This is a genomic window from Pseudomonas sp. S31 (assembly GCF_016648105.1).
Classification (GTDB): Bacteria; Pseudomonadota; Gammaproteobacteria; order Pseudomonadales; family Pseudomonadaceae; genus Aquipseudomonas.
The window spans coordinates 1-24431 of the sequence record NZ_JACVVE010000036.1 but is presented as its reverse complement, the minus strand read 5'-3'; the positions used below and the strand labels follow the sequence as shown (position 1 = coordinate 24431).

Below are 24431 nucleotides of genomic sequence, written 5' to 3'. Positions count from 1 at the left end.
ACGCGGCAAAATACATTTGCTCTGCACTCACAAATTAAAAGGTAATTATTGCCTTAGAATGGCTTCACTTTCCCTCAGCGAGTAGCCATCGATGAACGAGCAGTACGCATTCATTCTCAAAGCCAAGACCCGCCCGGAAATGGCCGACGCCTTCGAAACCCTGTTCCGCGCCTACGTCGAGCCGAGCCGCCAGGAGCCTGGCTGCATCGAATACCACATGCTGCGCGACCAGCAGGACCCGAGCCTGTTCGTGTTCTTCGAGGTGTGGGCGAACAAGGCCGCGCTGGACGTGCATTCGGCCCTGCCGCACATGGCAGAGTTCTTCGAAAAACGCATGGATTACCTGGAGCGCGAGTTCGACATCCAGCGCATCGACATGCTCAGCGCTTCCTCGGCTAGCCGTTGATCAGCAAATGGCCGCCCAGTGCGGCCAGGCCGATGAAGAAGCAGCGTTTGAAGACCACCGGGCTGATCCGCTGACGCAGCCACTGGCCCGCCAGCATGCCCAGCAGAGCTGGCGCCACCATCAGCAGCGACGCGCCCAAGGCCTGGCCACCCAGGGCGTCCTGCCCGGCCAGGCCCAGGGCCAGCGCCAGGGTAGACACAGTGAACGACAGGCCCAGGGCCTGAATCATCTCGTCGCGGCTCAGGCCCAGGCTCTGCAGGTAGGGCACTGCCGGCATCACGAATACGCCGGTGGCCGCCGTCACCACACCGGTCACCAAGCCGCACAGCGGGCCCAGCCACCTTTCCCTGCCCCGCGCCACCCGCAAGGTCGGTCCGACCAGGCCGTAACCGGCGTAGACCAGCAGCGCGGCCCCCAGCGCATGCGCCGCCCACGGTCCGCTGTTGATCCCCAGCCAGACGCTGCCGAAGGCGGTGCCGATGAAGATCATCGCCAGCATGGGCGCCAGCCGTCGCAACAGTGCCCGTAGATGACCGCCTGTGGCCAGCTGCCAGAGATTGGTAAGGGTCGAAGGCACGATCAACAATGCCGCTGCCTGCGCCGGAGGCATAGCCAGGCCGAGCAAGCCCATGGCGATGGTGGGCAGCCCCAGGCCGATCACGCCTTTGACCCCGCCGGCGACGACAAAGGTGAGGACCACCAGCACGGTCAAGGCAAGGCCGATATTTTCATAGAACGCGATCAAGGTATTCATGGCGGACATGATGCCGAGCGGCAGGCGGGTTGAAAATCTGGCATAACTGCACCCAGACTCTTGCCAGGACAGAGGCAGATGCATTTCGACCTGATCGACCTCACGCTGTTCCAGCACACCCTCGAATGCGGCAACATCACCGCAGGGGCGCGCCGCAGCCACCTGTCGCTGCCGGCGGCCAGCGCGCGCATCCGCGCCATGGAGGCCTCGCTGGGCGTCGCGCTGCTCGAGCGCAACCGCCGTGGCGTGCAACCGACTCCGGCCGGCCAGGCCCTGCTGCAGCATGCACGAACGATCGGCCAGCAGGTCGAACGTCTGCAGTTCGACCTGGCCCAGTACGCCCAGGGCCAGCACGGCCAGGTGCGGCTGTTGTGCAACACCGCGGCACTGACCGAATACCTGCCGGAACTGCTGGCCAGCTACCTGGCCGATAACCCTGGGGTCAGTGTCGATGTGCAGGAGCTGCCGAGCCTGCGCATCGTCCAGTCGCTCACCCAGGGCATGGCTGACCTGGGCATCCTCTCCAGCGCCGCGCCCAGCGCGCACCTGCAGACCCTGCCCTTTCGCGACGACCCACTGGTGCTGGTCGCACCGCCGGAGCATCCGTTGCTGCTACAGGCCAACCCCAGCTTCATCGACAGCCTTGCCCATGGCCATGTCGGCCTCGGGGCCAGCAGCGCGCTGGGCCTTTACCTGGAGGAACAAGCCCTGCGTGAAGGCCGGCGCATGCGCGTGCGAGTCCGGGCCGAAGGCTTCGACGGGGTGATTCGCATGGTCGCGGGCGGGGCCGGGGTCGCCGTGGTACCACAGGCTTCGGTGCGACGCTGGCAAGGCGTGCTGCCGCTGCGCTGGGTAGCCCTGGAGGAAGCCTGGGCCAAGCGCCAGTTGCTGCTGTGCGCACGGGATTTCACTGCTTTGCCGGGATACGCCGCCGGGTTGGTGGCACATCTGCAGGCGAATGTCGGGCTTTAGCGCATTGGCGAAGTGTCCTGCACCGACGCGCTTGCCGATAACCGCTCGGTTTGCTCACAATCCTACTGACGCACGACCTACAGGAGTTCCCAGTGCCTTCGATCTACCAGCTCAAACCCCGCTTCCAGGCACTGTTGCGCCCCGGTGTGGAACGCTTGCATGCCCGTGGCGTCACCGCCAACCAGGTCACCCTCGGCGCCGCGCTGGTGTCGCTGCTGCTGGGCCTGCTACTGGCCTGGCTCAACCACCTCACCTGGCTGTTCATCCTCATCCCGCTGTGGATGCTGCTGCGCATGGCCTTCAATGCCGTCGACGGCATGCTCGCCCGGGAGTTCGGCCAGCAATCACGCCTCGGTGCCTACCTCAACGAACTCTGCGACCTGGTCGCCGATGCCGCCCTGTACCTGCCGTTCGCCCTGTTGCCAGGCGTATCGCCGACCCTGGTGGTACTGGTGGTCATCGCCGCGATCATCAGCGAATACGCCGGTGTGATGGGCCCGCTGGCCGGTGCCTCGCGGCGCTACGACGGGCCGATGGGCAAGAGCGACCGCGCCTTTGCCTTCGGCGTGCTGGGTACCGGAGTGGCCTTTGGCCTACTGCCTTCGAGCTGGATCAACGGCTTGCTGCTGGTCATCTTCGCGCTCTCGCTCTATACCCTGTACAACCGGGTGCGCCAGGGCCTTGCCGAAGCCCACTGAGCCTACCCTTGCCGTCACCGCCGCAGTAAAAGGACTTTTGATCATGCGCCAAGCGCAAGCACTGCATTTCCCTACCCATGACGGTGTCGAGCTGCACTACGGCCACTGGCCCGCGACCCGCAACGAACACCAGCCACGCCGGGCCGTGGTGATGTTCCATCGCGGCCATGAACATGGTGGGCGCATGGCCCACCTGGTCGACGAACTGGACCTGCCCGGCTACGACTTCTTCGCCTGGGACGCCCGCGGCCACGGCCATTCGCCCGGCGCCCGTGGCGACAGCCCGGGCTTCGCCACCAGCGTGCGCGATGTGCAGACCTTCATCGAGCATATCCAGGCCCACCATGGCATCGCCGAACAGGACCTGGTGGTGCTGGCGCAGAGCGTCGGCGCGGTGTTGATTGCCACCTGGGCCCACGACTACGCGCCCAAGGTGCGCTGCCTGGTGCTCGCCTCGCCGGCCTTCAAGGTCAAGCTGTACGTACCGTTCGCCCGCCCCGGCCTGAAGCTGCTCAAGGCCTGGCGCGGCAACTTCTTCGTCAACAGCTATGTAAAGCCAGGTCTGTTGACCCACGACGCCGAGCGGGCCGTGTCGTACAAGGCCGACCCGCTGATCAGCCGGCCGATCTCGGTGACCATGCTGCTGGGCCTGTACGAGGCCGCCGACCGCGTGGTCGCCGACGCCCAGGCGATCCAGGTGCCGACCCAGCTACTGGTATCCGGCGCCGACTTCGTGGTCGAACGCAAGCCGCAGGAGCGTTTTTTCGAGCGCCTGGGCAGTGCGCGCAAGGAAATGCACATCCTCCCGGGGTTCTTCCACGACACCCTCGGCGAGCGCGATCGGGCCCATGCCCTGCGGCGCATCGAGCGCTTCGTCGAGCACTGTTTCAGTCATCCTGCCGCCGTGCCCTCGCTGCTCGATGCGGACAAGACTGGCGCCAGCTGCGCCGAAGCCGAGAGCCTGGCCGCGCCGTTGCCACGCCATTCGCCGCGCGAGCTTTACTGGCGCGCCACCCGTGCCGGCCTGCGCCTGGGCAAGGGGCTCAGCGCGGGGGTGAAGCTGGGCTTCGACACTGGCTTCGACTCGGGCAGTACGCTGGACTACGTGTACCGCAACCAGCCGACCGGCAAGGGCACCCTGGGCCGGCTGGTCGACCGCAACTACCTGGATGCGATCGGCTGGCGCGGCATCCGCCAGCGCAAGCTGCACGTCGAGGAGCTGCTGCGCCTGGCCATCGCCCGCCTGCGCGAACAACAGCGCCCGGTCCACATCGTCGACATCGCCGCTGGCCATGGTCGCTACATTCTCGAAGCCTTGCAGGCACTCGAACAGTTGCCGGACTCCATCCTGCTGCGCGACTACAGCGAACTGAACGTGCAACAAGGCAGCGCGCTGATCGTGGAGAAAGGCCTGGCCGAGATCGCCCGCTTCGTCCAGGGCGATGCCTTCGACCGCCACAGCCTGGCGTCCCTCGACCCGCGCCCAACCCTGGCCGTGGTCTCGGGGCTGTACGAGCTGTTCCCCAGCAACGCGCTGGTCGGCGAGTCCCTGGCTGGCCTGGCCGATGCCGTGGAAGATGGCGGCTACCTGGTCTACACCGGCCAGCCCTGGCACCCGCAACTGGAAATGATCGCCCGCGCCCTGACCAGCCACCGCGGTGGCGAAGCCTGGGTGATGCGCCGGCGCAGCCAGGCGGAGATGGACCAGTTGGTCGAGGCCGCCGGTTTCCGCAAGCTGGCCCAGCGCATCGATGAATGGGGCATCTTCAGTGTCAGCCTGGCGCAGCGGGTCCGATGAACGAGCCACGTGAGCCCGGCCTGATTCGCCGGGGCGTGTGCTGGCTGTTGCTGCTGGGGCCGTTGTTCTTCCTCAGCTACGGCCTGGCCAACGACCGCGCCGCAGCACGTAGCGATATCGGCAGCCTGGTGTTCGCCTGGGAGCGGCATGTACCGCTATGGCCGTGGACGATCCTGCCGTACTGGTCGATCGACCTGTTGTACGGGCTGTCTTTCCTGCTGCCGCGCACGCGCCGGGAGATGGACCGGCATGCCCTGGCGCTGCTGACCGTGCAACTGCTCTGCGTGACCTGTTTCCTGCTCTGGCCGCTGCGTTTCACCTTCGAGCGGCCGGTGCTGGACGGCCTGTTCGGCTGGGGCTTCGACGTGCTGATGGGCTTCGACAAGCCATACAACCAGGCACCTTCGTTGCACATCGCCTTGCTGGTGGTCATCTGGACGATGTTCGCCCGGCATGTGCAGCGCCAGCCGTGGCGCTGGCTGATGCACGGCTGGATGGCGCTGATCGGGGTGTCGGTGCTGACCACTTGGCAGCACCACTTCATCGACCTGCCCAGCGGGGCCTTGGCCGGCTTCCTATGCCTGTGGCTGTGGCCCGCCGAGGGCAAGCTGCCCTGGCAAGACGCACGCCTGGCGCGTGATGCCAAGCGTTGCCGATTGTCGCTGTGCTACGCCCTGGGCGCGGGGGCCTGTCTCGGCTTGGCGTTCATCCTGGGTGGCGCCGCCTTGTGGTTGGCCTGGCCTGGACTGGCGCTGGCCTTGGTTGCCCTGAACTACGCGGTGCTGGGTGCTGGCGGGTTCCAGAAGGGCGCCGATGGGCAGTTGTCGAACGCGGCGAGGTGGCTGTTTGCGCCCTATCTGATCGGGGCCTGGATCAACTCCCGGTGGTGGACGCGCAAACACCCGCAGGCCGATGAAGTGAGCGATGGCGTGTACCTGGGGCGGATTCCAGGCCATGGCGAAGCGTCGCGGTTTGCCGGCATCGTCGATCTCTGCGCGGAGCTGCCATGCGGTTGGTCCCACGCTGGCGCCGACGCCGGCAAAACGGCGTCTACAGGCTACCAGGGCTTTGCGTGCCTGGACCTGGTCGCGCCTGAAAGTGCGCTGCTGAGCCAGGCCGCCCACGCCATCGAACGTTTGCGCGAGGAGGGCCCGGTGCTGGTCTGCTGCGCCTTGGGCTATTCGCGCAGCGCCAGCGCCGTAGCCGCCTGGCTGATGCAAAGCGGCCGCTGCAGCGATGCCGATCAGGCCGAGCGCCTGATTCGCCTGGCACGCCCCGGCATCGTCCTGCACCCCGCTCATCGCCAGGTGCTGCAGCGACTGGGAGCCTTGCGATGAACCTGTACCTGATCGCCAGCCTGCTCAGGCGTGGTGCCCAACTGGAGCGCTGTGCCGATGGCATCAGCTTGGTGGCCCTGGCCTATGGCCTGGCACCGCTGCTCGGCGCCACATTGCATCCACTGGCCATGCTGTCGTGCATCGTCCTGCTCGGCCTGGGCCTGCTGCACAAGTACTGGGCGATCCGCGTGGCCCTGGATGCGGACCTCTTTGCCCGGCTCGCCGCCAGCCCCGACCTGCCGGCCGAAACCCAGGCCCTGGACCAGGCCCTGGCCGAACTGCGCCTCAAACCCACGACCAGCGACAGCCGCGACTGGCCCGCGCGCAGCCGGGGGGCATTGGCCCTGCTGCGGCGCCAGGCGGTGTGCCTGGGCCTGCAAGTGCTGCTGGCCCTGGCCACCTTGCTCACCCTGTTATCTACCGGATAAGAATCGATCCATGCTCGCCAACCTCACCGCTTTCGTCATCACCTCAGCCGCCCGCCTGATCACCGGCGCCCGCGCCTTGTGGCTGGGCTGCACGCCATCGCCGGTGCAGCGCCTGTACTTCGCCAACCACACAAGCCACGGCGATTTCGTGCTGCTCTGGGCCTCGTTGCCGGAACCCTTGCGCAGGCGCACGCGGCCGGTGGCCGGTGCCGACTACTGGGCCAAGCCCGGTATTCGCGACTTCCTCATCCGCAAGGTGTTCCACGGCGTGCTGATCAACCGTCAGCGCGGCGAAGGCCAGGGCAACCCGTTGCAGCCGATCCTCGAAGCCATGGCCCAGGGCGACTCGCTGATCTTCTTCCCGGAAGGCACCCGCAACCTCGGTGACGAACCGCTGATGCCGTTCAGAAGCGGCCTCTACCACCTGGCCACGGCCAACCCTGAGATCGAACTGGTGCCGGTATGGATCGCCAACCTGCAGCGGGTCATGCCCAAGGGTCGTGCCCTGCCCCTGCCGCTGCTGTGCACGCTGAGCTTCGGCGAACCCCTGCACCTGCAAGCCGACGAGAGCAAGCAGGCGTTTCTCGAGCGGGCCAGCCAGGCCCTGCTGAACCTGGCCCCGAAGGATGCCTGACATGGACCACAACACCCTTTCGCTGTTCGCCGGCATCGGCGCCTTGCTACTGCTCGCCAGTGTCATCGGCCGCCTGCTCAAGTGGCGTGCCGGCAATGCACCGCACGCGGTGATCGACAACCTCAACGCCCGCATCAATGCCTGGTGGGTGATGGTGCTGGTGATCGGCATCGCCTTCCTGTTCGGCAAATACGGCGTGATCGTGCTGTTCTACGGCGTGTCGTTCTACGCCCTGCGCGAGTTCATGACCCTGACCCCGACCCGACGCAGCGACTACCCCGCGCTGGTGGCGGCGTTCTACGTGGCGCTGCCGGTGCAGTACGTGCTGATCGCCATGGACTGGTACGGCCTGTTCAGCATCTTCATTCCGGTGTACCTGTTCCTGTTGCTGCCGATCCTGGCCAGCTTCGGCGGCGACACCACGCGCTTTCTCGAACGCGCCTCGAAAGTTCAGTGGGGGCTGATGATCGCGGTCTACTGCGTGTCGTCGGTACCGGCACTGATGACCCTGGATATCCCCGGCTTCGAGGGCCGCAACCTGCTGCTGATCGCCTGGCTGATCCTCGTGGTGCAACTGAGCGACGTGCTGCAGTACGTGTGCGGCAAGCTGTTCGGCAAGCACAAGGTGGCGCCCAACCTGTCGCCCTCGAAAACCTTGGAGGGCTTGGTCGGCGGCGTGGCGCTGGCGACCTCGATCGGCGCGATGCTGTGCTGGATCACCCCGTTCAGCTTCTGGCAGGCCGCGTTGATGGCCCTGGCGGTCAACGCCATGGGCTTCTTCGGCGGCCTGGTGATGTCGGCGATCAAGCGCGACCGCGGCGTGAAGGACTGGGGCCACATGATCGAAGGCCACGGCGGCATGCTCGACCGCATGGACTCGGTGTGCTTTGCCGCGCCGGTGTTTTTCCATTTCGTGCGGTATTGGTGGGCATAGCGCGCCCAGACAGCTGGACGTCGAGCCCAGGCAACTGCGGCTCGGCCGATGGCCCTATGGTGACGAGTCATTCAACCAGTCACCAGGAGTTGTGTCATGTCCGATTTCATCACCGTCCTGCGCGAGACCTGCCCGACGCCGGTCGTGGACGCCACCAAGTGGAAGCGTATCGGCGGCGACCCGCACACCGTCAACCTCAACGCCTACCTGTCGGCGGACGGCAGCAAGATCATGGGCACCTGGATCTGCACCCCGGGCAAGTTCGAGGTCAATTACGAGAAGTGGGAGTTCTGCCACTTCCTCGATGGCTACTGCATCATCACCCCGGAAGGCGAAGAGCCGAAGCACTTGAAGGCAGGTGATGTGTTCGTGATCGAACCGGGGATGAAAGGGACCTGGGAAGTGGTCGAGACCGTGCGCAAGTATTTCGTCTTCGCCTGAGTTGTAGCCTTCACGGGTTGATCGCACTCATCCGAGAACTCCTACAAGAGAAAGCGACCCAGGATGGCTTCCTGGAGCGACGGCGTGCCATACAAACGGCCTTCGAATTCGAGGGCTATCACCATGACTACAACGTACGAGCCTGGCAGGAACGCCGAACGGCTCAAGCAGGCGCTGGAAACTTTTGCGATATCGTTTATCCGCAAATCATTCAGGGCCCGGTTTCTACATGAGGCGATCAACAAGCCTGAGCAACTTTCGCAACGGGGACTGCACGTTCTTTTCGATGAGTCGTTATCCGGCACGCCCGAGCAACTACCCACGACCGGTGAGTTCTGGATACTTGAGCAAAAGGGATTCACGATCCAGGGCTGGGAAAGTGGTATGGCCCTTCACCTGCTGAGCGATGGAGGGCTGATCATTGCTTGTGAGGGTCGCTGGTTCTGGGCCCGCAGTGAACCGGGGCGGCATGAGCCTGGCTTTGATTACCATGCGGTGGTGCGAAGCTGAGGCGTAGTTCCTACGCCCTGGCACGGCGTGGGCAGGCAGAAGGTCGAAACCCAGGCGACAGCGACTGCCCGCGAACACTGGCGCTGCCATGCCGCCTGGCATCCGTCACCTGCTTCGCGGGCACACCACACAATCCCTGCGCATCAATCCTTCTTGCAGTACGCTTCGACGATCGCCGAGAAGTCCTTGCCGCCCTCGCCGCGCAGGCTCATGGCCTGATACAGCTGCTGCGCCACGGCGCCGAGGATCACCGGTTGGTGGGCCTGGCGCGCCGCTTCGGTCGCCAGCCCCAAGTCCTTGAGCATCAGCTCGGCGCCAAACCCACCGGTATATCCACGCGAGGCCGGCGCCGTCTCGATGATCCCCGGCCATGGGTTGTAGGTGTCCGAGCTCCAGCAACGCCCGGTCGAGCTGTTGATGATGCCAGCCAGCACCTTGGTGTCGATGCCCAATGCGTTGCCCAGGGCCATGGCCTCGGAAACGCCGATCATCGAGATGCCCAGCAGCAGGTTGTTGCAGATCTTGGCGATCTGCCCGGTGCCCACCTCTCCGCAGTGCACGATGTTACGGCCCATCTGCTCCAGCACTGGCTTGAGCGTGGCGAACAGCTCGGCGTTGGCGCCGACCATGAACGTCAAGGTGCCCGCGGCAGCGCCGCCGGTGCCGCCAGACACGGGCGCATCGCCCATGTCCACACCCTTGGCCGCCGCAGCCTTGGACACCTCGCGGGCAGTCTGCGGATCGATGGTGCTGCAATCCACGGTCGGCGTGCCAGGGCGCACACCCGCCAGCACGCCATCTTCGTTGAGATAGACGCTGCGCACATGGGCCGCTGCCGGCAGCATGGTGATTACCATTTCGCTGCTGGCGGCCGCGTCCTTGGGCGAGGCGCTGACCTGCCCGCCCAGCTCGGCGAGCTCGGCCAGCACGGTCTGGTTGAGGTCGAACAGGTTCAGCTGGTGCCCGGCCTTGATCAGGTTGCGGGCCATGGGCGCGCCCATGTTGCCCAGGCCGATGAATGCGATACGCATGGCGAGCTCCTTAGCGAAGGCTGATGGTGGTATTCACACCGTCGTTGACGCTTTCATCATCGAACCAGCGGGCAGTGACGGTCTTGGTCTGCGTGTAGAACTGCACCACCTGCTTGCCATAAGGGCCGAGGTCGCCCAGTTTGGAGCCGCGCGAGCCGGTGAAGCTGAAGAACGGCACCGGTACCGGGATCGGGATGTTGATGCCGACCTGGCCGATGTCGATCTCGCTCTGGAATTTGCGCGCGGCCGCGCCGCTTTGGGTGAACAAGCCGGTGCCGTTGCCGAACGGGTTGCGGTTGACCAGGGCGATGGCCTCGTCGAGGGTGTCGACTTCCAAGGTCACCAGTACCGGCCCGAAGATTTCCTGGGTATACACCTGCATGTCGGTTTTCACCCCGGAGAACAGGGTCGGGCCGACGAAATTGCCTTGCTCGTAGCCCGGCACCTTGACGTCACGGCCATCGAGTTCGAGCTTGGCGCCTTCCTGGACGCCGCTTTCGATCAAACCCAGCACACGCTCCTTGGCGCGCTTGGAGACCACCGGGCCCACGTCGGTGCCCGGCTCGCAACCGGCATTGACCTTGAGCTTGCTCGCCGCCTCCTTGATATCCGGCAGCCATTCGCGGGCCTTGCCCACCAGCACCGCCACCGAGGTGGCCATGCAACGCTGCCCGGCCGCGCCAAAGGCGGCACCGACCAGGGCGTTGACGGTCTGCACACGGTTGGCATCGGGAAGCACTACCGCATGGTTCTTCGCACCCATCATCGATTGCACGCGCTTGCCGTGCTGGCTCGCCAGGTTGTAGACGTGGGTACCGACTTCGGTCGAACCCACGAACGAAATTGCCTTGATGTCCTGGTGAGTGCAGATCGCATCCACCACCTGCTTGCCGCCATGCACCACGTTGAGCACACCGGCCGGCACGCCGGCTTCCAGCGCCAGCTCGACCAGTTGCAGGGTCGACAGCGGGTCCTGCTCGGAAGGCTTGAGCACGAAGGTGTTGCCGCAGACGATGGCCATCGGGAACATCCACAGCGGGATCATCGCCGGGAAGTTGAACGGGGTGATCCCGGCGCACACGCCGATCGGCTGGCGCAGGGTATAGGTGTCGACGCCACCGGCGACGTTCTCGGCGAATTCGCCCATTTGCAGGGTGCCGATCGAGGCGGCGTGCTCGACCACCTCCAGGCCCCGGAAAATGTCACCTTCGGCGTCGGCAAGGGTCTTGCCCTGCTCGGCGCTGAGGGTCTGGGCGATGCGCTTGGTGTGTTCACGGATCAGCGCCTGCAGCTTGAGCATGATGCGCATGCGCGCGCCGATCGGGGTGTCACGCCAGGAGGCGAACGCACGCTGGGCGGCGGCCACGGCCGCATCCACTTCCTCGACGGTGGCGAATGGCACCCGCGCCAGCACCTGCTGGGTGGCTGGGTTGACGATGTCACGCCATTCGCTGGACTTCGACTCGACCCACTGGCCGTCGATCAGCAGCTTGACCTGCTCGACCTGGGTCTGGACGGGGTTCTGTGGTGCGTTCATCTGCGTTCTCCTTGGAATTATTGTCGGACGCGACGCCGGTGCCTGAACAGCAGCGTGGTGACGCTTGGTTCGTGGGGCTTTTTTCGAGTATAGATGTGCATACATCCCATAAGAACGCACAAAAAAACCGGATCATCATGCAAAAAGACCTCACTTCCCTGAGCGCCCTGAACTGGGACGACCTCAAGTTCTTCCTCGAGGTGGCGCGCACGCGCAAGGCCAGCAGTGCGGCCAAGCGCCTGAACGTCGACTACACCACCGTCTCCCGGCGCATCGGCTCGCTGGAAGGCGCGTTGGGCACCCTGCTGTTCGAAAAGTCGCGCACCAACGGCTTCGTGCTGACGGCCGAGGGGCAGCGTCTGCTGAGCTATGCCGAGTCCATCGAGAGCACCCTGCACATGGCCTGCGAGCAGGTATCCGGTTCGGGAGTGGCGCTCTCGGGGCACGTGCGCATGGGCTGCACCGAGGGCTTTGGCAGCTTCTTCGTGACGCCGCAACTGAGCCATTTCGTCGATGCCTACCCGGCGATCTCGGTGGATATCCTGCCGCTGCCGCACTTCATCAGCCTGTCCAAGCGCGAGGCGGACATCGTCATCGCTCTGGAGCGCCCCGAGCATGGCCCCTACGTGTGCTGCAAGCTGTGCGACTACCGGCTGCGGCTGTACGCCACCCAGGACTACCTGGACAACCATGCGCCGATCCGCCAGCCGAGCGACCTGGCCAGCCACCCGTTCATCAGCTACGTGGACGACCTCGCGTTCAGTTCCGAACTGCTGTACCTGGCCAACCTGATTCCCAATGCCAACGCGCACCTGCGCAGCACCAGCGTGATCGCCCAGTACACGGCAGCGTTGCAGGGACGCGGGTTGGCGATACTGCCGTGCTTCCTGGCCGCGCAGAACCCGCGGCTGGTGACGGTGCTGCCCGACGAGGTGGAGGTGACGCGGCAGTTCTGGATGTACTGCCGGGAGGATCTGCGCAAATTGAAGCGCATCACCCTGCTGTGGGACTACATCAGGGAGGCGACGGAACTCAACGCACCGCTGATGATGGGCGGGACGGCGAAGATGGAGTTCGCCGCCCGCTGAGCGGCACGCCCCTAGTAGGAAGCGACCACGATCGATACCCGTCGATTCTCCGTGCGCCCTGCGCTGGTGTGGTTGTCCGCCACCGGCTGGCTGCTGCCCAGGCCACGGGTGCGAATGTTCGGCGCCGCCATGCCGACTTCGACCAGGACCCTGGCCACGCTCTGCGCGCGGCGCTCGGATAGTTGCTGGTTGTAGCTGGCCTTGCCCGAGGCATCGGCGTGCCCGTCGACGCGCACGCCTTGAATGCCCACACCCAGCAACGCCTTGCCGATGTGCTCGACGATCGCCTGACTCTGGCCGTTGAGGCTGTCCAGGTCGCTGCCGAACAGGACCTTGCCGGAAAGGTCGTAGGCCCAGCCCTCATCGGTGGGGGCGAACCCTTCGTGCTTGAGCACGGCGATCTGCTCGGCCGTCAGCCCTGTCGGCGGGGTGCTCTGGCAACCGGCCAGCGTGAACAGCGCCAGCAAGATGGCCAGCAGGGGAAAACGTATCGGCTTGATCATGGTTCAACTCCTGTCGTTATTGTCGGCAATCGACGCTTGCGGCGCTTGCCTCTGGCTTCGGCGTTCACGCTTGGCCCGGTACATCGACGCGTCGGCGGCATCGAGAAGGCTGGCCTGATCGCGACCATCTTCGGGATAGAAGGCGATGCCGACGCTCAGCGAGGTGACGAGGCTGCGCCCCGCCTCGAGCTGCAACGGCACTTTCATGCTGGCGATGATGTTCCTGGCGACCTGCTCGGCGTCCTCGCGCGATTGCAGCGGCGTCAGCAACACCGCGAATTCATCGCCCCCCAGGCGTGCCACCAGATCGTGCTCACGCAACTGCGCACGCAAGCGACTGGCCAGGTTGACCAGCACCTGGTCGCCGACTGCATGGCCCAGGTTGTCGTTGATTTCCTTGAAATGGTCGCTGTCGATGAACAGCAGCGCCAGGTGCTCGCGCTTGCGGGCGGCATTGAGCAGGCTGCGGTTGAGCCGACCTTCGAAGAAGGCCCGGTTGGGCAGCCCGGTAAGGCTGTCATGGTTGGCCTGGTAAGCCAGCGTGGCATTCTCGCTCTGCAGATGGCTATGCCAGACCTCAAGCTCATCGAGCAAGGCGTTGAAGTCGTTGCCCAGCTCGTTGAGGTCGGCGATGGCCGCTTCCGGCACGCGCCGGTCGAAACGACGCTCGCGTCGCGCCGCGTGGGCGACACTGGCAAGGCTGCGCAGCGGGCGGACGATATCGCCGAGCAAACGCCGCGACAGGTGCAATGCCACGCCCATGCTCAACACCGTGCACAACAGCACGCCACCCAGGCCGCTGAGCAGGAACAGCAGCAGGTTGCGGCCTTGGCCGATCAGCTCGATATGCCCGACCTGCCGTTCCTGATGCACGATCGGCAGATTGATCGGCTCCTCCAACAGGGTCGTTGCCACCCGCGCCTCCAGGGTCGCGAGCAGGCTGTCATCGTTGCGCCGCCAATGCGCCAGCAACTCGCCTTCGTCGGTGAACACCTTGGCCTCGGCCACCTCCTCGTTACTGGCGATCACCGCCAGCGCCTCGTTGGCCGCAGCACCATCGTCGAACACCACGGCCGCTTCGACGGTGTAGGTGATCGAGCGGGCAATGAGGTCCAGGTTATGGTTGGCGTAGACCCGCAGTGCCAGCACGCCCAGCACGGTCAGCAGGATGCCGGCCAGACCCACGGCCAACAGGGCGACGTTGAGGTGGCCGCGGCCCAGCGCAGAGCGCAGGCTTGGACGGGCTTGGCGCTTGCCGGCGCGGTTCACGGTTGCACCGCCCGGCGCCGCGACAACTGCAACACGCTGGGGTGAATACGCACCCCGGAACGCGCCACCGAGTCCAGGTTGACCTCGAATGCCACTTGTTGGTCGCTGACCCGCAGACAGAACAGGCTGCCGACGGTGCAGGGATCATCGGCCTCGCTGATGCTCAACACCGGGCGGCCGCTGAGTTGCTCGAACAGGCGATCACGCTGACCGGCATCGAGCTTGCCGATGTAGACGGCATCGCAGGCCCCGGCCACCTGCCGGTCATCTGCCAGCAGACGCGTAACTCGCATCGGCTGGCCGGTGTTCTGCACCGTGCCCTTGATCAAATCGTCGGCATATTCGGTAGGGCCAACCAGGCACAAGCGCAACGGCATCGGTTCGACTGGCCAGCGGGCATAGCTGAAGATGCCGAGCACCACCTGGGTCACCGCCGAGGCACGCGCCTGGGCCTGCGCGGCGGTGATGGGATCTGCGGCCCTGAGGGGGGCGGCGAGCAACGAAAGGACCAAGAACAGCAGTGATGGAACACTGCCTGTCAACCCATCCTTGGCCCTTGTCATGTGAGAGGTCTCTCAAAACTCTAACTGAACCCGGCGAAGATAGCACATTGCCTGCCGTCAGAAGTGACAATCCATTCGAGGAGCGCCCGCCTCCGCCGCCCCAGGTCTTCAGATCTGTTCCAGCATCAACCCTGAAATGCGCCGGACCTTGCGCGCCACGGCCTCTTCGAAAATGCCCTGGCGCGGCTCGATGAGGCTGAAGCAATGCTTGGCGCGGGTGATGCCGGTATAGATCAGCTCCTTGGTCAGCACCGGATTGAGCGCGTCGGGCAAGACCAGGGCGGTGTGGCCGAACTCCGAGCCCTGGGACTTGTGCACGGTCATGGCGAATACCGTTTCCACCTCGTTCAAGCGACTGGGCAGCACGAAGCGCACTCCGCCACTGCCATCGTTGCGCGGGAAGGCCACGCGCAGCAGCGGCTGGCCCTGCTCATCGGGCAGACGCAGGGCGATGCCGATATCACCGTTCATCAGCTTCAGACCATAGTCGTTGCGCGTCACCAGCACCGGTCGACCTTCGTACCAGGGCTGCTGGGCATCGACCAGGCCTGCGTTGTGCAGCACTCGCGCCACCCGCTCGTTGAGCCCTTCCACACCCCAGGCACCCTTGCGTACCGCACACAGCAACTGGAAGTCCTCGAAGTGCTGCAGCACCTTGCTCGCCCACTCGTCCCAACGTAGGTCATCGTGGCGGGTGCCGGGAGGCGGACGATAACGGCCAATGGCACGCAGGTAGCTACGGTAGCCTTGCGGGCCCTCGACGCCACGGCCCAGGCCGTCGAGCAGCAGCCGATCGAAGGCGCGGTCATGCTCGCCGCGCAGGGCCAGGCCGAACACGTCGGCCGGGGGGAGGGTCAACAGGTCACGCGCCGCCTGCGCCTGCTGGCGGTTGACCAGGCGCGCCAGCTGGCCGATGCCGCTGCCTTCGCCAAAGCGCCGGGAGAAGCGCAGCATCACTACCTGCTGGGCCAGCGGATGACGTTGCCCATCACCGGGCTTGAGCCCACTGTCGGCCAGCGACTGACCGCCGATGTGCTCCAGCCAGGCCTGGGTCTCGGGGGAATAGCGGCCCTCCTCGGCGTCCCGACACAGGTCACCCAGCACCGCGCCCGCCTCCACCGACGCCAACTGGTCCTTGTCACCCAGCAGGATCAGGCGTGCCTGTGGCGGCAAGGCATCGAGCAGGTTGGCCATCATCTCGAGATCGATCATCGAGGCCTCGTCGACCACCAGCACATCCAACGGCAGCGGGTTGCCAGCGTGGTGGCGGAAATGCCGCGAGCCCGGGCGACTGCCCAGCAGCCGGTGCACGGTGCTGACGTCGGTGGGAATCTGCCCGCGGACGTCTCCCCCCACCTGCAGGCGCTCGACCTGCTGGCCGATCGACTCGGTCAAGCGCGCGGCGGCCTTGCCGGTCGGCGCCGCCAGGCGGATACGCAACGGTCGCCCCTGCTCTACCGCAGGCGCCTGCAGTAAAGCGAGCAGACGGACCACCGTGGTGGTCTTGCCCGTGCCAGGGCCTCCGGTGATGATGCTGAAGCCGGAACGGGTGGCCAGGGCACAGGCCAGTTTTTGCCAATCGACCTGCCCGGCCAGGGCACCGCCATCGAACAGCTGGGCGAGGCGCTCGGGCAGGTCGGCCGGGGTAGCCTCGTCCTGCAGCAGGCGTTGGCGCAAGGTCTGGTCGATCTGCCGCTCGTAGCTCCAGTAGCGGCGCAGGTACAGACGCTGGCCGCTGAGCACCAGCGGCCGTGCCTGCTGCCCGCTCGCCGAACCAGCGGCCACCAGCGGGCTGGCGGCGATGCGGCCGATCCAGGTGGACAGGTCGAGGTTGGCGAGCAATTGCGAAGGCAACAGCAGCGGCCCGGTCAGGGCGTCGCCTTCGGGTGGCAACGACAGGGCGAAATCAGGTTCGTCGAGGGTCTGGCCGAGGTCGAGGCAGACATGGCCATGACCCAACTGGTGGCTGGCCAGCGCCGCGGCCAACAGCAACAACGGATCGCTGCCCGGCGCTCGCTCCTCGAGGAACGACACGAATGCCCGGTCCAGGGCACGCAGCCAACCGCGCTCGACCCAGCGGTCGAGCAGTTGCAGCAGGTCGTTGCTGTCGCGCTGCGGCGCCAATGCCAGCAGGTGCTGCGCGTCCAGCGGTGTTGGCAACAGGTCGTCAAGGCTTCGGCTCATGGTGCGGCTCCGGCAAACAGGTCTTGCTGCTCGGGCTGGTTGACGCCGCGAAACAGCGCGTCGAGGGCTTCGATCAGCGCTCGCGGTGGCTTGGCGGAATACACGCCATGGCCGCTGCTGCTGCTGGCTCCGCGCAGGAAAATGAACAGGGCACCGCCGACATCGCGGTCGTAGTCGTAACCCGGCAGCCGCGCGCGCAACTGGCGATGCAAGGCCAACAGGTAAAGCACGTACTGCAGGTCGTAGCGATGCTCGAGAATGGCCTTCTCCATGGCCGGGGCATCGTAGGCCTCGATATCCACACCCAGCCAGTTCGACTTGTAGTCGGCGACGTAGTAACGGCCATCGAGTTCGAACGCCAGGTCGATGAAACCCTTGAACATGCCGTTGAGCAGCGTCGGCTGGGCGGCCGGGCGGGCTGCGCCGGGGTGGGTATGGCGCGCCACCAGGCGGTCGAGCTGCTCGGCATCGACCTGATGGCTGGCGAACCAGAATTCCATTTCGATCTGGTAGTGCTGCAACTGCGCCAGGGTCAGCCCGGCAGCCTGCCCAGGCAACGGCAGCGGCTCGGCGAGCAACTGCTGCAGCCATTGGCTGAGGGTGGGAATCCAGCCGGTCCAGTTACGCCGATTGCAGCGTTGGCCAACGGTTCGCTCGATCCGCCCGGGGTCGCCGGCGACCTCGGCAAACCCTTCGCGTCCGGCCCACTCCAGCAAACCGTGAAGGAAGGTACCTGGACCCGGGCCTCGCGGGAAACGATGCATGTCGCCGCTTTCTGCCAGCGCCTGGCGCGGCACTGGCATCTCCACCGCCTCGTCATCGAGTAGCTGCTGAGCCTGGGAACTGTCGGCCCCCAGGGTCTGTTCACCGACCCGCAAGGCGCTGTAGGAAGCGATCCACCAGTGCTCGGAAGCGGCTCGACGCGGCTTGCGTGCCGGCACCAGGTCGTGCCCGCCACGCGGCGTGCGGTAGGCCTGGTCATCGGCCTCTGGCAGCGCTGGGCAGGCGATGTCCGAGCAATCGTTGGCCAACCTCTGCAGCCACTCGGCCAGTTGTGCGGAACCGGGCAATGCCAGCCCACCGCCAAGCAGGTAACCCAGCGCCGAGCGGTGCAGCTGCGAGCTCTTATGGTTGCCACGCTTGAGGTCGGCGACGCCGAGCCAACAGGCGTGCTGGGCGCGGGTCAGGGCGACATAGAGCAGGCGCAGGTCCTCGGCCAGACGCTCGTCGTCGGCGCGGGCGATCTGCTCGGCGTCCGGAGCCAGGGTCAGGTGTGCCTGGCCCTGGCTGTCGTGCCAGGCAAGGGGCAGGCGGCTACCGTCCACCGGCTTGCTGGTACAGATGAAGGGCAGGTATACCAGCGGGTATTCCAGGCCCTTGGACTTGTGGATGGTCACCACCTTGACCAGTTGCTCGTCGCTTTCCAGGCGCAGGATCTGCTCCTCGCCGGCCTGGCCGGCATTGGCCAGGTGCTCGGCCAGGTGGCGGATCAATGCCTGTTCGCCATCCAATTCACTGGCGGCCTGCTGCAGCAGCTCGGCCAGGTGCAGCAGGTTGGTCAGCACCCGCTCGCCCTCGCTGCGCCGCAGCAGGGTGCGGGGCAAGGCGAAGTCGTGCAGCAGGTGGCGCAGCATCGGCAGCACGCCCTGGCGCTGCCAGGTTTCGCGGTAGCGCCTGAAGCGCATGACCCAGTCTTCCCAGACCCGCTCATCCTGGTTCAGGCGGTCCAGCTCGACCAGCGACAGGTCAAGCGTGAGGCTGGCCAGCGCGGCTTTGAGCAGGCGCTCGGAGTCGGGCTCGGCGCAGGCTTTGAGCCACGCCAGCAAGTCATGGGCCTCCTGGGCGGCGAATACCGAGTCTTTGTCGGAGAGATACACGCTGCGCACATCACGGGCCGCCAACTCGGCACGCACCATCTGCGCCTCGTGGCCGTCACGCACCAGAATCGCGATATCCGCAGGCAGGCAGGGGCGCAGCGCGCCGTCAGCGGTCGCGAAACCGGTCACACCTTGTTGGCCACCGTTGAGCATGGCGACGATATGGCTGGCGCAACTGGCCGCCAGCTGCTGGCGATAGAGCGCGCCGGAAACCGGTTCTTCGCTATCCAGCCGCCAGCACTGCAGTGCCGCGCAGGGCTGGCCGTCGATCAACAACTGCTCGCCACGGCCCTTGGCGTGCACCTCGATGAAGGGCAAGGGGTTGTCGTGCGCTTCGCGGAACAGGAAGGCGCCACGGCCCTGCTCGCGAGCCTCGGCCTGCAGGAACACCTGGTTGACCGCCGCCACCATGGCCTGACTGGAGCGGTAGTTGGTGTCGAGGCTGTGCAGGCGCCCTTCGGTCGCCCGACGGGCAGACAGGTAGGTGTAGATGTCGGCGCCGCGGAAGGCGTAGATCGCCTGCTTGGGGTCACCGATCATGAACAGGCCGGTTTCCGGACGGTTCTCGGTGATGCGGTAGATGCGTTCGAAAATCCCGTACTGGACCGGGTCGGTGTCCTGGAATTCGTCGATCAGGGCTACCGGGAACTGCTCGCGGATCAGCCCGGCCAAGCGCTCGCCGGCCTCACTGGCCAAGGCGTGCTGCAGGCGCAGGAGCATATCGTCGAAGCCCATCTCGGCGCGTCGGCGCTTTTCCAGCTCGAAACGTGCCGAGACCCAGGCTGCGGCATGCTCCAGCAGGCGCACATCCGGGCTGGCCAGGCCCTGCAGTTGTCGTTGCAGGGTCTGCATGGCCTCCAGGGCGGGGTGCGCGGGCGGTTCGCCAACTTTCCAGGCCTCGGCCATGCCGGCCGGGGTCAGGCGAGTGAAGCCGGTGCCGAGGTCGAGTTCTTGCAGGTCTGCGTCTGCGGCCCAGGCACGCAGCTTGTCGAACCAGGGCTCGAAATACCGAGCTTGCAGCTTGCGGCCATCGGCCTGCTTGGCGGCGACCGCGTCGCGGCACAGCTGAAGCAACTCGTCGGCCCATGCGCTCCAAGGCGCCTTCAGTTGGGCCAACTGCTCGGTACGCTCGCGCAGCGCCGCTTCGATCAGCGCTTGTGGCTCTTCGTCGCCCTGCTCCTGCTGCGAACGCACACGGCCAAACAGCGGCCGGATACGCGGCAACAACGCGTCAGGGCTGCCCCAATGACCGCGCACCCACTGCAGCGCCTGGCCTTGCATGCCATAGCAGAAGCGCCGCCAGTAATCGCGCATCACCTGGCCGAGCAGCTCGCTGTGGTCGGTCTCCAGGCTCTGGGTGAACAGGCTGCCACTGTCGAAGGCATGCTCGCGCAACATCCGCTGGCACCAGCCATGAATGGTCGAGACCGCTGCCTCGTCCATCCACTGCACCGCGATTTCCAAGCGGCTGGCGCAGCGTGGCCATTGTTCTGGGGCGTAGTCGTCGCGCAATTGCCGCAGCAAGGGATCGGCGCCCTCCAGCTCGCCACGGAAAAACCGCGCGGCCTCGGCCAGGCGCGCGCGAATGCGTTCGCGTAGCTCCTTGGTGGCGGCGTCGGTAAAGGTCACTACCAGGATCTGCGGCGGTAACAGCTCGCGGCCGAAGCCCTGTTCGCCACCATGGCCGAGGATCAGGCGCAGGTACAGGGCGGAAATGGTGAAGGTCTTGCCGGTGCCGGCGCTGGCCTCGATCAGCTGGCTGCCATGCAGGGGAAATTGCAGTGCCAGGGGGCGGACTGTGGTCATGCGCCGGCCTCCGGGTTGCCCAGGGTCTGCCAGGGCGCGGCAAACAGGGGACGGTAAAGGGCTTCGCACCAGCCTTCGAAGGTCTCGTCGGCGCTGAGTGCGGCAAAGTCGCGGAACTGCCGGGCCAGGGCGATGCTTTCGCTACGCTCGCCGAAGTGGGTACGTTCATCCCCTTCGTAGGCGCGCGCGGCAGCGGCCAGGGCCTTGTCCGGGTCCTCCTGGGCCAGCCAGGCGAAGGCCGTCTTGGCAGCCACAGGCAGCGGTGCGTTCATGCCTGCCTGACGCGCCACCAGCAGCTCGCCGAGCAGTTCGCTGGCCTGCTCCTGCGCCAGGGGCGCGAGCAGCAAGGTGAGGTCGCTGGCGACCAGGGCGCTGTTGAGCGGGTAGCCCACCGCGCAGGCCGCAAGGTGCATGACCCATGCATTGACCAGGCGATGCCACTTGAGGTTGTTGCGCCCTGCGCTGATGGTATTGGGCACGGTCGAAACGCTCAGCAGGCTGCGATCATCGGCCTGGTAGACCCGGCCGAGCCAACCGTCGAGCTCATGCCCGGCATGCTCGAAGTGAATCGGCAGAGCGCCCTCCATCACCTTGGGCCAACGCTGTAGCAACTGGCGATGGCGTTGCAGCAGGTCAGGCAGCGGCTGGACCAGCTCGGCCTGCAGCAGTTCACCGAAACCGGCCAAGGGCAACAGGCCGCAGGCCTGCAGGCGGCGTGCCTGGGCGTGCAACGCCTGCTCGGCGTTGTCCGGATCGAGCAGGGCCGCGCCCAGCAGGCTCTCGCTGGCGCCGTAGCGCTGCAACGCATCGAGGACGAAAGGCTCCTCGTCCGGCGTCGGTGCCTCCAGGGCTTCGAAGAACACCTTCAAGCGCTGGCTGAAGAAATGCCGCACGGGGTGGCGAAGAAAATCCTGCAACTGCGGTAGCGTCAGTGCTTCGTCGTGCTCATAGGGCAGTAGTCTGGCTGGGTCTTCGAGCGAATCGGCTGTGTCCTGGTGCAACAGCTGCCATTCGTGGGCATAGCTGAACAATCCGCTGCCTTTCTGGAAGTAGCGCGGACTGAACGGTTGCAGCGGGTGCTCCTGGGTCAACGCATGCAGCAACTGCTCACCGGGCTCCGGCGGCTCTCCACTGCGTGCCGCCGCCAATTGCCAGCCAGCAGCCAGATGATCACGCAGTTGTCCGATCAGTACCGAGGCCGGACGTTCGCTGTTGTCACGAATGCTTCGCCCCACCCAGCTGATGTAGAGCTGGTCACGCGCCGAGAGCAATGCCTCGAGCAGCAGGTAGCGATCATCTTCGCGGCGTGAGCGGTCGCCGGGGCGGTAGTCGCTGGCCATCAGGTCGAAATCCAGCGGCGGCTGAGCGCGGGGGTAGTCACCGTCGTTCATGCCCAGCAGGCAGACCACGCGGAAGGGGATCGCGCGCATGGGCATGAGCGTGCAGAAGTTCACCGAGCCGGCCAGGAAGCGCTGCGACAGCTTGCCCTGATCCAGGCCCGACAGCCATGCCTCGCGGACCACGGTCAGGGGCAGGAGATCTTGCAGGCCGACGGTTTCGCACACTTCCAGCCAGCTGTCGCGCAGGTCTTGCAGTTGCATCAGGAGGAACTCGTCATGCTCATCTTCGGCCAGGAAGAACACTTGCAACAGGGCATTGAGGCGCTCGCCCCACTCGCCTGCGCTCGCCGCCTGGGTGAGTGCCTGGCAGGCGACGTCGAGGGCATCCAGCAGGGCTACGAGCGGGCCGATCAGCGCGGCATCCAGGCCTCCGATCTCGTCATAGGGCTCGATGCCGTCACATCCTTCGCCCACCCCCACGGCATAACCCAGCAGCATGCGTCGCAGGCCGAAGCGCCAACTGTTCTGCTCAAGGCCATCCGGCAGGCCCAGCGTGGCCCGTTGCTCGGCGTTCAGGCCCCAGCGGATACCTGCACCTTCGATCCAGCGGTGCAGGGTCGGCAGGTCGCTCTCACGAATACCGAAGCGGGCGCGCACAGCAGGCACGTCCAGCAGGTCGAGCACTTCGCTGACGGCGAAGCGGCTTTCGGGCAACTTGAGCAGGTGCTCCAGGGCGATCAGCAAGGGGTCGCGACCGCGCTGGCCCTGGTCGGTCAGGGTAAAGGGGATGAAACGGGGATCGTTGCATTGCAGTTGGCCGAACACTGCACGGATATGCGGGGCGTAGGTGTCGATCGCCGGCAGCATGACGATCACGTCACGGGGGCGCAGGGTGGGGTCGGCACTGAAGCGGGCGAGCAATTGGTCGTGGAGGATCTCCACCTCGCGCTGGGGGCTGTGCGCCACGTGGAAGCGCACCGAACGGTCCTTGCCGGGGTCGATGGCCGGCCACCGCGCACGGCTTTCGGCCAGGGGGCGCAGTTCGAGGATATCGTCCTGCAACTGGTTGAGCAGCGTGGTCGGCTCGCTGTCGCTGAACAGGTCGATACGCCCGTCACTGAACACGCCTCGGTAGCTGCCAGGGTCATCGTAGCTGTCGAGCAGGTTGATGTAGTCACGGCCCTGCTTGCCCCAGGCCGCCAGTAGCGGATGGGCGTGCTGGTGCAGCGATTCGTCGTCCAACTCCAGGGGCATCCCCTGCTTGCGCTGCTGGCGCTTGTACTGGTGGCGCAGCAGGTCCTTGTCGGCAACGATGTCGGCCCAGTGGTGGCGGCAGGGGTTATGCACGCACAGCAGCACCTGGCTGAACCGTGCCAGGCCCGCCAGTGCCTCGAGCGCCTGGGCGGGCAACGAAGAAATACCGAATACGATCACCCGTGCCGGCAACCCCGCAGGCGCCTGTTCGAGAGTATTCATGCGCTCGATGAAACGCTGGTGCACCCCGGCGCGGCTCTGGGCCATGCCCTCCTCGCCCACGTCCAGCAACAACGCCCGCCACAGCTCGGCTTGCCAGCGATTGCCCGGCGCCAGGGGCTTGCGCTCACCGCGCGCAGAGTTGAGTACGTGCTCACCTGCCGCCCAGTCCTTGAGCCAGTCGGCACGGTAGACCTGGTACTGGTCGAACAGGTCGGCCAGGCGCTCGGCCAGTTGGTAGCGTTTGCGCAGGTCGCTGTCGTCGGTCAGGAAGCGTCGCAGCGGCTCGAAATGCGGGCGTTCGATCAGTTCGGGCAACAGGCGCATCAGGCGCCAGGTCAATGGCGCCTTGTCGAGCAACGATACCTCGGGGATCTCATCGCGGCCCAGTACCCGACGGTATAGCTGCCACATGAAGCTGCCCGGGAGTTGCACGTCCACGGCGGCGGCGATACCACAGCCACCCTGGTCGTCGGCTTGCGGATCCTCGGCCAGGGCCAGCTTCAGCCATTGGGCGATACCGTTGCTCTGCACCAGGGCGATTTCGTTTTCCAGCGGCGCCAGGGGATAACGGCGCATCCAGCTCACCACCAGACTGCGCAGCTCGTCCAGGCGATTGCCGTGGACGATCATGAAGCCGGGGTGGAGTGAGGTGGTGTTGGCCATGAAGGGATCTCGAGAGGCGGTGGGCGAGGGGCCGGGAACGACAAGATACCTTGTAGCGAGGGCCTTGTGTCGTGAAAGGGTTTCAGGCGATGGCCCAGGTAGCCAGAAAAGACAAAACCCCTACCTGCTCACGCAGATAGGGGTTTTGCGAAATGAATCTTGACGATGACCTACTCTCACAT

At 65.7% G+C, this 24431-nt stretch carries 20 protein-coding genes; 11 read left to right on the top strand and 9 right to left on the bottom strand.

Features of this window, described 5'->3' with window-relative positions; translation table 11 throughout:
- The first annotated feature begins 91 nt into the window (after positions 1-91).
- Positions 92-406 (top strand): putative quinol monooxygenase, encoded by a 315-nt coding sequence (locus IAE37_RS22335; protein ID WP_201177070.1) that lies wholly within the window; start codon positions 92-94, stop codon positions 404-406.
- Here the strand turns inward: IAE37_RS22335 and IAE37_RS22330 are convergent.
- Positions 396-1160, bottom strand: coding sequence for a sulfite exporter TauE/SafE family protein (locus IAE37_RS22330; protein ID WP_201177069.1), 765 nt, complete (start codon positions 1158-1160; stop codon positions 396-398). The two genes, IAE37_RS22335 and IAE37_RS22330, sit on opposite strands and share 11 nt — an antisense overlap.
- Before the next feature lie 78 nt (positions 1161-1238).
- Between IAE37_RS22330 and IAE37_RS22325 the strand changes: the two genes are divergently transcribed.
- From IAE37_RS22325 to IAE37_RS22285, 9 genes are all read left to right on the top strand, one after another.
- Positions 1239-2132 carry a LysR family transcriptional regulator gene (locus tag IAE37_RS22325; protein WP_201177068.1) on the top strand — a complete coding sequence of 298 codons (894 nt, stop codon included), beginning with the start codon at positions 1239-1241 and terminating at the stop codon, positions 2130-2132.
- A gap of 92 nt (positions 2133-2224) precedes the next feature.
- Entirely contained in the window at positions 2225-2830 is a 606-nt protein-coding gene (locus tag IAE37_RS22320; protein ID WP_201177067.1) for a CDP-alcohol phosphatidyltransferase family protein, read from the top strand.
- Positions 2831-2873: 43 nt separating this feature from the next.
- On the top strand, positions 2874-4628 hold the full coding sequence (locus tag IAE37_RS22315; RefSeq protein ID WP_201177066.1) for a bifunctional alpha/beta hydrolase/class I SAM-dependent methyltransferase: 1755 nt from the start codon (positions 2874-2876) through the stop codon (positions 4626-4628).
- A complete protein-coding gene (locus IAE37_RS22310) occupies positions 4625-5965 on the top strand; it encodes a phosphatase PAP2/dual specificity phosphatase family protein (RefSeq protein ID WP_201177063.1) in 1341 nt (446 codons plus the stop codon). The genes IAE37_RS22315 and IAE37_RS22310 overlap by 4 nt, the downstream gene beginning before the upstream one ends.
- Positions 5962-6393: a hypothetical protein gene (locus tag IAE37_RS22305; RefSeq protein ID WP_201177062.1), complete on the top strand. Its 432-nt coding sequence runs from the start codon at positions 5962-5964 to the stop codon at positions 6391-6393. The genes IAE37_RS22310 and IAE37_RS22305 overlap by 4 nt, the downstream gene beginning before the upstream one ends.
- A gap of 10 nt (positions 6394-6403) precedes the next feature.
- A complete protein-coding gene (locus IAE37_RS22300; protein WP_201177061.1) occupies positions 6404-7027 on the top strand; it encodes a lysophospholipid acyltransferase family protein in 624 nt (207 codons plus the stop codon).
- A gap of 1 nt (position 7028) precedes the next feature.
- Positions 7029-7961, top strand: coding sequence for a phosphatidate cytidylyltransferase (locus IAE37_RS22295; protein ID WP_201177060.1), 933 nt, complete (start codon positions 7029-7031; stop codon positions 7959-7961).
- A 96-nt stretch (positions 7962-8057) separates the two neighbouring features.
- The gene (locus tag IAE37_RS22290) at positions 8058-8402 is read left to right on the top strand and encodes a cupin domain-containing protein (protein WP_003258412.1); all 345 of its coding nucleotides are present in this window, start codon (positions 8058-8060) and stop codon (positions 8400-8402) included.
- 123 nt (positions 8403-8525) lie between these two features.
- A complete protein-coding gene (locus IAE37_RS22285; protein ID WP_201177059.1) occupies positions 8526-8912 on the top strand; it encodes a hypothetical protein in 387 nt (128 codons plus the stop codon).
- A gap of 143 nt (positions 8913-9055) precedes the next feature.
- Here the strand turns inward: IAE37_RS22285 and mmsB are convergent, their stop codons facing one another.
- Positions 9056-9943, bottom strand: coding sequence for a 3-hydroxyisobutyrate dehydrogenase (gene mmsB / locus IAE37_RS22280; RefSeq protein WP_201177058.1), 888 nt, complete (start codon positions 9941-9943; stop codon positions 9056-9058).
- A 10-nt stretch (positions 9944-9953) separates the two neighbouring features.
- Entirely contained in the window at positions 9954-11480 is a 1527-nt protein-coding gene (locus IAE37_RS22275; protein ID WP_201177057.1) for a CoA-acylating methylmalonate-semialdehyde dehydrogenase, read from the bottom strand.
- 137 nt (positions 11481-11617) lie between these two features.
- On the opposite strand from IAE37_RS22275, the gene IAE37_RS22270 reads away from it, so the two are divergent.
- Positions 11618-12568 (top strand): LysR family transcriptional regulator, encoded by a 951-nt coding sequence (locus IAE37_RS22270; RefSeq protein ID WP_201177056.1) that lies wholly within the window; start codon positions 11618-11620, stop codon positions 12566-12568.
- Between the two features lie 11 nt (positions 12569-12579).
- Here the strand turns inward: IAE37_RS22270 and IAE37_RS22265 are convergent, their stop codons facing one another.
- From IAE37_RS22265 to recC, 6 genes are all read right to left on the bottom strand, one after another.
- Complete coding sequence (locus IAE37_RS22265; protein WP_201177053.1) at positions 12580-13071, bottom strand: OmpA family protein; 492 nt, start codon at positions 13069-13071, stop codon at positions 12580-12582.
- Between the two features lie 3 nt (positions 13072-13074).
- Positions 13075-14340 carry a diguanylate cyclase domain-containing protein gene (locus IAE37_RS22260; protein ID WP_201177051.1) on the bottom strand — a complete coding sequence of 422 codons (1266 nt, stop codon included), beginning with the start codon at positions 14338-14340 and terminating at the stop codon, positions 13075-13077.
- The gene (locus IAE37_RS22255) at positions 14337-14903 is read right to left on the bottom strand and encodes a YfiR family protein (protein ID WP_201177042.1); all 567 of its coding nucleotides are present in this window, start codon (positions 14901-14903) and stop codon (positions 14337-14339) included. The genes IAE37_RS22260 and IAE37_RS22255 overlap by 4 nt, the downstream gene beginning before the upstream one ends.
- A gap of 108 nt (positions 14904-15011) precedes the next feature.
- Positions 15012-17087, bottom strand: a complete 2076-nt coding sequence (gene recD, locus IAE37_RS22250) for an exodeoxyribonuclease V subunit alpha (protein ID WP_201177040.1) — start codon at positions 17085-17087, stop codon at positions 15012-15014.
- On the bottom strand, positions 17084-20770 hold the full coding sequence (recB, locus tag IAE37_RS22245; protein ID WP_201177038.1) for an exodeoxyribonuclease V subunit beta: 3687 nt from the start codon (positions 20768-20770) through the stop codon (positions 17084-17086). The genes recD and recB overlap by 4 nt, the downstream gene beginning before the upstream one ends.
- Positions 20767-24249: an exodeoxyribonuclease V subunit gamma gene (gene recC, locus IAE37_RS22240; protein WP_201177037.1), complete on the bottom strand. Its 3483-nt coding sequence runs from the start codon at positions 24247-24249 to the stop codon at positions 20767-20769. Before recC ends, recB begins: the two co-directional genes overlap by 4 nt.
- Positions 24250-24431 lie beyond the last annotated feature (182 nt).